Raw genomic sequence first — 12,577 nt, forward strand, 5'->3', positions numbered from 1 at the left:
CGGCGCGGCCTTTCCGGACTGGTTTCACAAGGACGCCTCATGGCCGCTTGTGACCTCAGACGCAAGATGCGGTTGCAGGAAATGAGGCAGATAACCTGTCAGATGGGTCGCCCCGGCGGCAATGTAAGGGCCGATGAGGCTTCCCTGCATCACATAGGACATCCACGAGCCAAAAAAAGAGCCTGCCAGCAGATAAAGGACGATCAGGGCCACATAACCCCGCGCCACACCGAACACGGCCCCCAGAATGCGGTCTACGCCCCCGAACAGAACACCCCGCGCCGCAGCCCCCACCCTGGCACCGATCATGGTGAAAACCAGCAGCACGACAACGAACAGAATTGCTGTACTCGCACTTCCGGCCAGCGCAGCCTGATGGAGGTAGGGCGCCAGATAGGGTTCAAGCAGTCCATGAAACCGGTAGGTCAGAACGATCGCCCCGACCCATGCCAGCAGTCCGGCAAGTTCGGTTGCAAAACCACGCGTCAGCCCCCAGAGGGCCGAAAGCGCCATGATGCCCAGAGCGACGAGATCGAGACGGGTCAGATCGGCAGGCGTGATATGGGAAAGGTCTGGCAGGGGCGGCATGTCACGGCAGCTTCGTCGAACGAAAACGGCCCCCCTTGTAGGGACGTATTCCACCAACGCGCAACTCGTCCGCCAGGCGGATGCGCTCCTCGATCTCCGCCCAGACCAATCCGGCCTCGACGTCCCGCGCTTTCCAGATTTTCTCCAGCAACACAATAAACGCTGCGCTGTCGCGTACCAGAGCAGGCCGGTCGTTGATCATGACATCAAGAACACAGGCCGCACTCGAAACTCCCAGACGCTGCGAAAGCTTCGTTACTTTTCGATTCTTACGGAATGGAACTGATTTTTCCTGTGGTGTCATCACGACATGATGAGCGGAAGACCGATGTCAGGCAAGCCGTCGCTGCGCTTTTCCGGGGCATACTGCGGACGGTTTTCCTGAAAAAATATTTATTCCGGCACAGGAACACATTTCAGAACAAATATTGCCGTGATGATTTGTCATTGATGTTTTCTTTTTTGAAATATGCGTGATCTTGAACCCGCATCATCCAATAATTAACTCTTTTCGTGAGAAAATGCTCAACAGGTCAGGTGTGGAACTCCTTCCTCTCGCTCCTGACACCATCAGGACATCATGAGATGACGAACTACTGGATTGGCGGTGTAAACGGCGACTGGTTCGCAGCGGCAAACTGGAGCGAAGGTGTGGCTCCTCCCAATAAAGGATGGGTGGACGTCCTGGCCGGAAAGCCCGACGGAAGCGCGGTGACAATCAATGTCGCGCAGGCCAACGCAACACAGATCACCACCTTAAAGGTCGGCAGCAATGCCACACTCAACGTCACCGCAACGTCCGCCACGCCCAGCGCTACGGCATTTTATGCCAACAGCCTGACCGTTGCGCAGGACGGAACGATGATTGTTGACACCCCAAGTGCCGTCAATCTCGGTAGCAATCCGACCATCAATGGCACCCTCCAGATTTCGGGCAACCCGTCCATTTCAATCAGCAGCAACAGTGTCGGCGGCACCGGAATGCTGATTCTGGATCATACAACTCTGGGCAGCACCAACGCCCAGTTCCAGATGGGCTCCTCCCTGACAACGGTTCTTCAGAATGGCGCGTCCCTGTACGTCAACAACGCCACGGCTGGCGGAAGGATCGTGTTTGGCCGCGACGCCGTGGACGGTTCTCCGAACCAGCTGCTTCTGGCCGACTACAACCAGACAGTCTCCACCCCGATCACGGGCTACGATGCCGCTTCGGTCATCACTGTCGGCCACGGCGGATCGCCTCCCATCAGCGCGACATTCGTTGCCAACAGCAACGGCACCTACACGCTGAAAATTGCCTTCGACCAATACAATAACGGCATCACGCTCTCGAACGTCTCTTTCGGCCCCAACTCCACCCCCGGCACACCGAAAATCGTTCAGAACACGAACGGAAGCTGGAGCGTCGTCGGTGGGGCGACCGGGTATAATGGACAGATCTGCTATCTGGCTGGATCCATGATTCTCACCCCCGACGGCGAACGCGCAATCGAGACCCTGCAGGCCGGAGATCAGGTTACGGTTTGCGAAAACGGAGACCTCCACAGCCAGACGATACTGCGCGTCGGGCATGCCCATACGACAGTCGGCACCACCGGTCTGGCGGACATGGACGCTGTGCCCGTCCGCATCCGCGCGGATGCTCTGGCAGATGGCATTCCAAGCCGCGATCTTCTGGTGACGCCGGAGCACTGCATGATGCTCGAAGGCACCTTCATTCCCGTGCGGATGCTCGTCAACGGCATGACCATCGCCTATGACCACTCCATCACCGAATATGACTATTATCACCTCGAAACCGAAAAGCACGCCATCCTGACTGCAAACGGCGCGCTGTCAGAAAGCTTCATGGATGTCGGCCATCGTCCAGATGCCCTCATGCAGGGATATCAGATCGAGCGTTTGCATGCCCTGAGCTGGGAAAAGGACGCAGCCGCACCGCTGGTCACCGACCGCTCGCATGTCGAACCGATTTTCGCAGCACTCGCACTGCGTGCGCAGGCTCTTGGCTACACCGGCCCTCAAACTCTTCCATTGACGGAAAGCGCGGATGAAACCCGTCTCGTTCTGGAAGATGGAACGGTTCTATACCCCATTCGCACCAACGGCGAACAGTTCGTCTTCATGCTGCCCGAAGGCTGCCAGAGTGTCCGCATCCTGAGCGCCGCAGCCCGTCCGGCTGACCGGATCGGACCTTTCGTGGACGATCGCCGGATGCTGGGCGTTCTGGTGGGAGACGTTACCGTCTGGAGCGATGAACAGACACAGCATCTGTCCCGCCATCTGTCAGACCCTTATGCTGACGGCTGGTGGGGCGTCGAAAGCAGCTACGTCCGCTGGACCGCAGGCAATGCACGACTGGATCTTGGGAACGTGCTGAAAACGTCGGGAGGAATCCTGAGCCTCCATATTCTGTCGCATGGAGCTCAGACAGCCGCTGCGGCCTGAAATCCTCCCAAGCCTGAACGAAACAAAAAAAGGCAGACCCTTTACAAAAGGTCTGCCTTTTATGACCTGAAAAAAGAGAGCGGAAAAATCCGCCCTTTCCTCATTCAGGCTGCTACGGATTTGGACGTCTTGAGCTGGCGCTCCTGCCACAGCGTGGCCAGCGCCTCCACCAGTTCGTCGATCATCTCGTTCGTATGAAGCGGCGTCGGCGTAATGCGCAGACGTTCCGTGCCACGCGGGACAGTCGGGAAATTGATGGGCTGGATGTAGTTACCGAAACGGTTCAGCAACTCATCCGACAGGCTGCGGCACAGTTCGGCTTCACCTACCATGACCGGCACGATATGGCTCGGGTTCATGACATGGGGCAGGCCCGCCTTGTCGAGAGCCTGTCGCAGATAGGCCACGGCCCGCTGCTGGCCTTCACGCTCGGCACTGCTGTTGCGCAGATACCGCACGCTGGCCAGAGCGCCAGCCGCGATCATCGGCGGAAGGGCCGTGGAAAAAATGAACCCGGACCCGAACGAGCGGACAAAGTCGCAAAGCGCAGCAGAGGCAGCAATATAGCCGCCCACGACGCCATAGCCCTTGCCCAGCGTTCCCTCGATCACCGTCAGACGGTGGGACAGGCCCAGCTTCTCGGCCACACCCGCACCATGGTCGCCATACATGCCAACCGCATGAACCTCGTCGAGGTAGGTCATGGCGCCATATTTGTCGGCTAGGTCACAGAACGCCTCAATCGGAGCGATATCGCCGTCCATCGAATAGACGGACTCGAACGCGATGATCTTGGGAACGTCCGCAGGAAGTTCCTTCAGCCGACGCTCCAGATCCGCAACATCATTATGACGGAAGATCTGTTTCTCGGCCCGCGAGTGACGGATGCCTTCGATCATGGAGGCATGATTGAGCTCGTCGGACAACACGACACAGTTGCGAAGACGTCCTGCAATGGTCCCGAGCGTCACCCAGTTTGACAGATAACCGGAGTTGAAAAGCAGTGCGCTTTCCTTGCCATGCAGGGAAGCGAGCTCTTTTTCCAGCTCCACATGATAGTGGTTGGTTCCCGAAATATTGCGGGTTCCACCAGCTCCGGCGCCCGTTTCGTCCAGTGCGTCGTGCATGGCCGTCAGGACTTCGGGGTGCTGGCCCATGCCGAGATAGTCGTTCGAGCACCAGACCGTTACATCACGGCCCAGGCCATGATGGAAAGCCTTGGGAAAATGACCTGCCCGGCGTTCCAGATCCGCAAAGTAACGGTAACTGCCATCCGCATGCAGACCGTCGAGAGCGGACTGAAACATCGCATCATAGTTCATCGCGTTTTCTCCTGCCCGGCACTGTAATCCTGTGACACGGTCTCGCCAAGATCTCCCACCGGATAAGACCGTAACCGCAGCCGTTTATTTCCCACCCCTGGAAGTCAACCGACCTGCATGACGTGACGGATCTACCATGTCGTTCCTGGAAACTGTGCATTTCCATACTTTCCATTTTCTCCCTGACCACCCCACCCCATTATCTTCAGCAAGACATCAATCAGGAGCATAACGCCATGCTGGACATCAGACCCTTCGCCACTCTCGGTCATGCCGATCACGGCTGGCTCGACGCCCATTATCATTTTTCCTTTTCCGACTATCAGGATCGTAACCGGATGCACTGGGGGCGGCTGCGCGTATGGAACGACGATCGCATCGCGCCCCATAACGGCTTCGGCGCACACCCGCACCGCGACATGGAAATCATTACTTATGTCCGCACAGGCGCGATCACACATGAAGACAGCCTCGGCAATCGCGGCCGGACCGAAACGGGGGATGTGCAGGTCATGTCGGCAGGCAGCGGGATCACGCATTCCGAGTTCAATCGAGAAGACGAAGCCACAACGCTCTTTCAGATCTGGCTGATCCCGGATGGGACGGGTGGCAAACCATCATGGGGCACCCGTCCGTTTCCACGTCATGAGCGCAACGGGCGCCTCGTGCCCCTTGCTTCGGGTTTTCCGGAAGATAACGCCCTCCCCATCCGCACACGCGGGCGGGTCTGCGGCGCCACACTCAGGGCAGGAGAAACCCTGACCTTCCAGACGGACAGCACCATGTTTACCTATCTCGTTCCTGCTACAGGCAGCGTGGAAATCGACGGACGGATCGTTGGACACCGGGACGGTGCAGCCCTTCATGATGTGGAAAGCATCACGATCACCGCGCGGGAAGATGCGGAAATCGTCCTCGTGGAAAGCGCGGCCTTGCGCTGACAGGAAGGGCAGTCAGGCTTTGTGACAAGAGGAGGAATTTCTGTGACAAACAACACAGAAAGGTGTTTCTTCCTTCTCGCATCCCGATCAGGGAACAGACGTTATTGTGAGAGGGCCACCAGCCCGGAAAAGGCCCGTTTTCTTCTGACAGAAGGAACCTGACAATGACCATCCAGAGCACATACACAACGAAGTCCGGCAAGGGCCAGACCGAAGCCCAGGCCTCAACATCCGTTTTCACCCGTTTTGGTGACTGGCTGAGTGGAGCCAGTACTGATCGCTCGGGTCTGACTGAAGTCACGATCAGGATGATGAAGGAAGACTGTCAGTTTGCCACGACGATCAGTGAAGTCCGCGTTCCCCCCTCGACCCCGCTTTCACCGGAGCAGGTCGAGGATCTCATGGGGGAAAAAAGGATAAACCACATCTGCGAGCAGACAGGCCAGTCGCCGGAAGCTGTTGAGACAGCCCTCACCGAAGTGCTTCCCATGCTGGCTTCCATGCTTCGGGAAAACCCGGAACGCCTCTTCAGTTACCAATGCAAGATCAACTGAATTCTTCCTTCGGTCACTGATCAGAAATTGCAGAGACCGGGAATTGCAGGTTTTTGAACGGCGGAGGTCTCGTCAGAGACCTTCCGCCGTTCTCGCCATACGTCGACGACGCGGCCGCCCTGCGTTTTCTTCAAATCGTTCACTGATCTGGGCGGTCGTTTCCGGCGCAGCCAGAACAGCCCCGGATGCTTCAACACATCCGACTTTCTGTACGAATGCAAGAAGATCCGGAAAGTCCACTCCCACACCCCGTACCTTCAAGCCGAGCGCTTTCACGGCTTCAAGGGCCGCCCGGTAGAAAAGCATAGCGCTTTCATCCAACAGCGGAGCCTGCCCCGACTGCCGCCATGTCATGTCCGAGGGTGCCAGCAGAGACGCGTCGAACTGAACGCCGTCCAACAACCCCCCGACAGCACGCTCACGCAAAAGGCTCAGGCTGGAGGGGGCACTTCCAAACCCACCAAGAAAAATCTGGCATCCCTGATCGCGCAGGGCGGAGAGCGTGTAACAGGTCTCCTTGTCCTCCTGAGCCAGGCCGCTTTCCTGAAAAACCAGATCCAGACGGCTGACAGGAAAGTCGCTACTTTGAAGAACCGCATTCAGGCGACCGTTAAAGTCTCCGTCAGGAGCCTGATCGTCCTCCAGAGAGACCATCAGACGCATCCCATCCGGCCATGTCGCGGCCTGTGAACACGCATTTCCCAGCAGATCCGAGTCAAACTCCCTCTGCTGCTGGCCCAGACTCTTGCGCCGACTCTTGCGAAGGGTCCGACGTGGGACCGAGAGCCAGAGCTGGCTCATGTCCACCTGCGCCCCGAGCACCTTGTCTGTTCCGCTGCGTCCCAGCACGAAGCGCGGCAGCCATCGCAGAGGCGGCAGGGCACTTTTCTGCCGGGCCCTGCGACTCCGCAGCGTCGTGGCAAACATTCCCGCACTGGACTCAGCCATGGAAGCTGCATAGTCCGGTTTACCTTCGGGCGGTTCGGACAGCCCATCCACCCTGCCTGTCTGACCGACATACAGGTCCTGAGGAGTTGCCGCCACCGAAGTCGCTCCCCGTCCTAGATCATCCAATGCGGACACCTCCGTTCTTCATGTCGGGACATTGCCGCTCAACACCCTAATTTTTCCTTAATGGTGCAGGCTTTTCTGATGTCGTTTGAACCCGGATTACCGGCCTATACCCGCCTGGCCTATCGCCCCCGGCATGCCGAAACTCTTCGTTCGATCAATCCGTACAAAGCTGCTACGGTTTCGTGTCCGGACCTTCTTCCGGGCCTGTGACACCCTTGGGCGTGGGGTCTTTTCCCCTCCGAGACAGGACCATTCTGCATGACGGATGCCACAACCCGCTCCGCCGTATCTTCATCTTCCCAAGGCTCCCTTGTTGCGCTCCTGCCCTACTGGCAGGTCACTTTTGCCTCGTTTCTGGGCTGGTTTCTGGATGCCTTCGACCAGACGACGCTCATGTTCACGCTCCCCGACATCGCCCATGATTTCGGATGCACGATCTCTGATCTGGGAGCTGTGCTGATGGGGCAGTCCATCGGTCGGGCCGTCGGCAATACCGGCTGGGGATGGCTGGCTGACCGCTACGGTCGCAAGCCGGCTTTCATGCTCGGCGTGGTCTGGTTTGCGGTCTTTTCGGCCATGACCGGCCTCTCGCATCACTTTTATGTGCTGATGGCCGTGCAGTTCATGTTCGGAATCGGCTTTGGCGGCGAATGGACGGCCTCTGCCGCCCTCCTGATGGAAAGTGTCCCAGCCTGGACGCGCCCCATGGCCTCCGCACTCATGATGTCCGGCTATGAAGTCGGCTATTTCGTCGCGGCTGGCGTACAGGCCCTGATCCTGCCGCATTATGGATGGCGCGTACTGTTCTTCATCGGCCTCGCCCCTGCCGCGCTGGCACTGTTTATCCGGATCGGTGTACCGGAAAGCCCGGTCTGGCTGCGCAATCGCGAAGAACGTCTGGCTGGCAAGCAGCACCATGCAGCCCCGCCACCGCGCCCCAAATTCCGCCTGACGGGCGCGGCCCTTCAAGCCATCGCTTTCATGAGCTTTCTCGAATTCCAGAAGGCCGCGATCTACACCTATTACCCGACCATCCTGCGTGGCAGCCACCATCTCACGCAACAGGCGGTTTTCTGGCCTGTGACACTCTATTGTCTTGGATCGTTTGGCGGAAAGGTCCTGTGCGGCTGGCTTGCTGAACTGTTCGGCGAGGTCCGCGTCATGATCAGCGCGCTTGTCGTCGTGATGCTCGCGATCTGGCCGTTCCTGAGCGCCCCAACCTGGAACATGCTGCTGGTTGCGGCCTTCGTCATGGGAGCTGCGGCTTCGGGGATTTTCGCCCTTGTCCCGCATTATCTGGCGCAGCGTTTCCCGTCCGACACCCGCAGCTTCGGCATGGGGCTGGGCTATGCGCTCGGCTCCATCGGACAGGGCATGGCCCAGAAACTGGTGCCCATGTTCGGCCCGACCATCCTGACCCTGCCGCTCTCAGCCGAGCTTTTCGTACTGGGCACCAGTGTCGTGACAGGCGCCATCGCCCTGATCCGTCCGAAGGAACTTCCCGGCAAGCATATGTGAAGGGTGTGCAGCGGCTTCTTAAAGAGAGGCCGCAAGCCACTCCGCCGCCCGGATGCCATCAATCCCGGCGGAAAGAATGCCACCGGCATAGCCCGCCCCCTCGCCCGCCGGAAACAGCCCGCGCAGGGTCGGGCTTTGACCGTCACGGTCACGCCGCAGGCGGATCGGCGATGATGTCCGCGTCTCCACGCCTGTCATGACGGCGTCATCCATGGAAAAACCGCGCAGCTTGCGCTCGAACTGCGGCAGGGCTTCACGGATGGCGTCCGTCACGAAAGCCGGCAGGCACAGCGTCAGATCCGTCGGCGTTACACCGGGCTGATAGGACGGCACGACATCCCCCAGTGACGTGGACGGACACCCGGCCAGAAAATCTCCAACCCGCTGGGCGGGGGCATTGTAGTTGCTCCCCCCAGCGATGAACGCCGCCTTTTCCCACTGGCGCTGAAACGCCATGCCGCCCAGAACGTCGTCCGGGAAATCCAGCTCGGGCTTCACCTCAACGACGATACCGCTATTGGCATTGCGCTCGGCCCGCGAATACTGGCTCATCCCGTTGGTGACGACCTGCCCTTCCTCGGAGGTCGCCGCCACAACCTGGCCGCCCGGGCACATGCAGAACGAATAGACTGCACGGCCATTCGACGCATGATGGACGAGCTTGTAATCCGCAGCCCCCAGCATCTCGTGTCCGGCACTGGCGCCGAAACGGGCCACATCAATCACGGACTGGGGGTGTTCGATCCGTACGCCGATGGAGAATGGCTTGGGGTCCATCTCCACATGGGCCTGACGCAGCATTTCAAACGTATCGCGCGCTGAATGCCCGACCGCCAGAATGACCCGTTCCGCCGGAAGCGTTTCACCCTTCGACAGATGCAGTCCGCGCAAACGCCGTTCCGTCCCTTCGCCGTCCATCTCAAACCCCTCAACCCGGGTCTCGAAACGATATTCACCCCCCAGACGCTCAATCTCGGCGCGGATGAACATGACCATCGTGACCAGCCGGAACGTGCCGATATGGGGCTTGGAAATGGTCAGGATTTCTTCCGGGGCCCCCGCACGGACGAATTCTTCCAGAACATGCCGCCCCAGATGCCGCGCGTCCGAAACGCCGGAATAGAGCTTGCCGTCCGAGAACGTCCCGGCTCCACCTTCGCCAAATTGAACGTTGCTCTCAGGCGTCAGGACGGATTTGCGCCACAGGGCGAACGTATCGACCGTCCGCGCCTTCACGTCCTTGCCGCGCTCGATAATGATCGGCTTCAGACCGGCCTGCGCCAGTGTCAGCGCCGCCATGATTCCGCACGGCCCCGCCCCGATCACGACAGGGCGCGGCATCCCTTCCAGCAACGTCGCCTTGGGCAAATGATAGGTCGTGTCCGGCGTCGGGCGGATATGCTGATCGCTCGCATGCGCGGCCAGAACTGCGGCCTCGTCCGCAACGTCACAGTCCACACTATAGACCAGCACGATATGGCCACGCTTGCGGGCATCATATCCGCGGCGCGCCACGGTCAGGCTGTTCAGATCTTCAGAAGCAATGTTCAGACGCGCAAGCACGGCTTCGCGCAGCGCCTCCGCCGCATGATCGAGCGGGAGGCGCAGTTCGGTTATGCGGATCATCAGCGGTGTCCGTTCCCCGAATCATTCCCTGCCTTTCCCGCAACCGGCGGCGCGGGATCGGCATGATGCGTATCCGGTGAGCCCTCCATGATCCGGTCCATGATGGCCATCAGCACACCGGAGACGACGAAGGCCAGATGGATGCCGACGCTCCATTCCAGAGCGCGTGTCGAGGTCTCGTCCACGCGGATGAAATCCGCCAGCACATGGATCGCGGACATCGCCACGATCGACGCCATCAGCTTGATCTTGATGTCCCCGAACGTGACATGCCCGATCCAGCTCGGGTAATCCTCATGACTGCGGATATCGAGCCGCGAAACGAAGTTCTCGTAGCCCGAGAACATCACGATCAGCAGAAGATTGGCCAGCAGGACCAGATCAATCAGATCCAGCACACCGACGAACACATCGTCGAAATCCAGCCCCGTTGCCTTCAACACCAGTCCAATCAACTGCTGGAAGAATTTGAACGCCACCAGCAGCAGCCCGATCGTCAGGCCGAAATAAAGCGGTGCGGCGATCCAGCGGGTCGCGAAGAAGGCGCGCTCCATCATGCCCTCGGCACGGCCGAAACTGCCGGTACGTCGGGTGGACTGCGGATCGGGAGAAGGAGAGGAAGTCGTCATGCTTCCTCTCTACGATTTCAGGGGGCGTTTCGCCACCATGTTGTGAGCATGGGGGCGTGAGCGATCCGCTGCCCATCCCTTACGGTGTGATCTGCGTACCCAGAACCTTGAGGAACTGCCCGATCCAGGCCGGATGCGCGGGCCATGCCGGACCGGTGACAAACTGCCCGTCCGTCACAGCGCCATCCATCGGAAGGGCCTGATATTCGGCCCCGGCGAGCAGCACTTCCGCACGACAGGCCGGATAGGCCGAAATCTTTTTGCCTTTGATGACGCCTGCCGCCGCCAGAAGCTGCGGACCGTGACACACGGCCGCCACTGGCTTGCCGCTCTCGACGAACGCCCGGACCAGATCCAGCACACTCTCATCGGTGCCGAGCTGCTCCGGCGCACGTCCACCCGGAATGACCAGCGCGTCGTAAGAATCTGCCGTCACGCCGGCATAGGTCGCGTTCAGCGTGAAATTATGGCCGCGCTTTTCGGTGTAGGTCTGATGGCCTTCGAAGTCATGGATCGCCGTGGCGATCTGCTCCCCGGCCTTCTTGCCCGGCGAGACCACATCGACCTTGTGCCCGACCAGAAGCAGCATCTGGAACGGCACCATGATTTCGTAATCCTCAACGAAATCACCCGCGATGATGAGAATACGTTTTTCGGCCATCGTTTCCTGTCCTTCTTCATAGGCGCAGTCCCAGGGGCTGCGGCCAGTCTTCACCCTGTAACGACACCACGCCCCGTGCCGTTCGGCAATATCGTCACGCATGGGGATATAGAGATGGGACGGTCGCGTCACATGGGGTAAGGTCATGCCTTCATTCTTGCAGCACTGGCTTCCATGACTTCAGATCCCCACCACGCCTGCGATCACGCCCATCATGACGCCGCCCCGCATGACCATGCAGGACACGACCACGCGGACCATGACCACCACGATCATGACCACGGGGATTGCGACGGGCACAGTCATGGCTTCGGATTCGGCCACCAGCACGTCCATGCTCCGGCAAGTTTCGGTGCGGCCTTCGCCATTGGCATCGCCCTGAACGCGGCCTATGTCGCAGGCGAAGCACTTTGGGGCGTCTGGGCCCATTCGATGTCCCTGCTGGCCGATGCGGGACACAACCTGTCCGACGTATTGGGTCTCGCGGGGGCATGGCTGGCGCAGGTTCTGGCGACCCGTCCCTCCAGCGCACGCTTCACCTACGGGCTGCGCCGCTCCACGATCCTCTCGGCCCTTGCAAACGCCACGATCCTGCTGTTGGTGACCGGCGGCATCGTCTGGGAATCCGTCCTGCGCCTGTTCTCCCACGAGATGGTGCAGGGCGAGATCATCAGCTGGGTCGCGCTGGTCGGGATCGCCGTCAACACCGTCACGGCCCTGCTGTTCATGAAAGGCGCCTCGAACGATCTCAACATCCGTGGCGCCTTCCTGCACATGGCAGCGGATGCCGTCATGGCGTTTTCGGTCGTCATCGCCGGACTGCTCATTTCGTTTACGGGTTATACGATCATCGACCCGATCATGAGCCTGATCGTCTCTGCGTCCATCGTCGCCGGCACATGGTCCCTGCTGCGCCATTCGCTGGATCTGGCGCTGGATGCGGTCCCGGCGGGGATCGACCCCGGGGCGGTTCAGACAGCCCTCCTGTCCGTCGAAGGCGTGTCCGGTCTGCATCATCTGCATATCTGGGCCATGAGCACGACCGAGACTGCCCTGACCGTTCATCTCCTCTGCGATCCTGCACATCCCGTTTCTCCGGACCGGATCATCGCGAGCGCCGCCGCGCTGCTGCGGACGCAGTTTGACATCGCCCACCCCACTTTCCAACTTGAAACACAGCCCTCTGTCTGCGACACGCACCAGCCCTGCTGCTGAG

13 protein-coding genes are annotated in these 12,577 nt (G+C 59.8%); 6 read left to right on the forward strand and 7 right to left on the reverse strand.

Going from position 1 to position 12,577, the window contains the following annotated elements:
* Positions 1-24: 24 nt before the first annotated feature.
* Both HK22_RS08970 and HK22_RS08975 read right to left on the reverse strand, forming a co-directional pair.
* Entirely contained in the window at positions 25-588 is a 564-nt protein-coding gene (locus HK22_RS08970) for a CvpA family protein (RefSeq protein ID WP_086649009.1), read from the reverse strand.
* A 1-nt stretch (position 589) separates the two neighbouring features.
* On the reverse strand, positions 590-892 hold the full coding sequence (locus HK22_RS08975) for a hypothetical protein (protein WP_062030136.1): 303 nt from the start codon (positions 890-892) through the stop codon (positions 590-592).
* A gap of 281 nt (positions 893-1,173) precedes the next feature.
* Here HK22_RS08975 and HK22_RS08980 point away from each other — a divergent pair, with 281 nt between their 5' ends.
* Positions 1,174-3,036 carry a Hint domain-containing protein gene (locus tag HK22_RS08980; protein ID WP_086649010.1) on the forward strand — a complete coding sequence of 621 codons (1,863 nt, stop codon included), beginning with the start codon at positions 1,174-1,176 and terminating at the stop codon, positions 3,034-3,036.
* Between the two features lie 104 nt (positions 3,037-3,140).
* Here the strand turns inward: HK22_RS08980 and hemA are convergent, their stop codons facing one another.
* Positions 3,141-4,358 (reverse strand): 5-aminolevulinate synthase, encoded by a 1,218-nt coding sequence (gene hemA, locus HK22_RS08985; RefSeq protein WP_086649011.1) that lies wholly within the window; start codon positions 4,356-4,358, stop codon positions 3,141-3,143.
* 236 nt (positions 4,359-4,594) lie between these two features.
* Here hemA and HK22_RS08990 point away from each other — a divergent pair, with 236 nt between their 5' ends.
* Positions 4,595-5,299 (forward strand): pirin family protein, encoded by a 705-nt coding sequence (locus HK22_RS08990; protein WP_086649012.1) that lies wholly within the window; start codon positions 4,595-4,597, stop codon positions 5,297-5,299.
* A 164-nt stretch (positions 5,300-5,463) separates the two neighbouring features.
* On the forward strand, positions 5,464-5,853 hold the full coding sequence (locus HK22_RS08995; protein ID WP_062108956.1) for a YidB family protein: 390 nt from the start codon (positions 5,464-5,466) through the stop codon (positions 5,851-5,853).
* A 72-nt stretch (positions 5,854-5,925) separates the two neighbouring features.
* On the opposite strand, the gene HK22_RS09000 is transcribed toward HK22_RS08995, so the two are convergent.
* Positions 5,926-6,897: an EAL domain-containing protein gene (locus HK22_RS09000; RefSeq protein WP_233142515.1), complete on the reverse strand. Its 972-nt coding sequence runs from the start codon at positions 6,895-6,897 to the stop codon at positions 5,926-5,928.
* A 108-nt stretch (positions 6,898-7,005) separates the two neighbouring features.
* Here HK22_RS09000 and HK22_RS15450 point away from each other — a divergent pair, with 108 nt between their 5' ends.
* The gene (locus tag HK22_RS15450; RefSeq protein ID WP_255376038.1) at positions 7,006-7,137 is read left to right on the forward strand and encodes a hypothetical protein; all 132 of its coding nucleotides are present in this window, start codon (positions 7,006-7,008) and stop codon (positions 7,135-7,137) included.
* Positions 7,138-7,185: 48 nt separating this feature from the next.
* Positions 7,186-8,445, forward strand: a complete 1,260-nt coding sequence (locus tag HK22_RS09005; protein ID WP_086649013.1) for an MFS transporter — start codon at positions 7,186-7,188, stop codon at positions 8,443-8,445.
* Between the two features lie 18 nt (positions 8,446-8,463).
* On the opposite strand, the gene HK22_RS09010 is transcribed toward HK22_RS09005, so the two are convergent.
* The 3 genes from HK22_RS09010 to HK22_RS09020 all read right to left on the reverse strand — a co-directional run bounded on the left by HK22_RS09010 (position 8,464) and on the right by HK22_RS09020 (position 11,361).
* A complete protein-coding gene (locus HK22_RS09010) occupies positions 8,464-10,071 on the reverse strand; it encodes an NAD(P)/FAD-dependent oxidoreductase (protein WP_086649014.1) in 1,608 nt (535 codons plus the stop codon).
* The gene (locus HK22_RS09015; protein ID WP_086649015.1) at positions 10,071-10,700 is read right to left on the reverse strand and encodes a TIGR00645 family protein; all 630 of its coding nucleotides are present in this window, start codon (positions 10,698-10,700) and stop codon (positions 10,071-10,073) included. The genes HK22_RS09010 and HK22_RS09015 overlap by 1 nt, the downstream gene beginning before the upstream one ends.
* A 79-nt stretch (positions 10,701-10,779) precedes the next feature.
* Positions 10,780-11,361: a DJ-1/PfpI family protein gene (locus HK22_RS09020; protein WP_086649120.1), complete on the reverse strand. Its 582-nt coding sequence runs from the start codon at positions 11,359-11,361 to the stop codon at positions 10,780-10,782.
* A 174-nt stretch (positions 11,362-11,535) separates the two neighbouring features.
* Here HK22_RS09020 and HK22_RS09025 point away from each other — a divergent pair, with 174 nt between their 5' ends.
* Positions 11,536-12,576, forward strand: coding sequence for a cation diffusion facilitator family transporter (locus tag HK22_RS09025; protein ID WP_062030153.1), 1,041 nt, complete (start codon positions 11,536-11,538; stop codon positions 12,574-12,576).
* Position 12,577: the final 1 nt, after the last annotated feature.

The organism is Gluconobacter sp. DsW_056 (genome assembly GCF_002153595.1).
Classification (GTDB): domain Bacteria; phylum Pseudomonadota; class Alphaproteobacteria; order Acetobacterales; family Acetobacteraceae; genus Gluconobacter; species Gluconobacter albidus.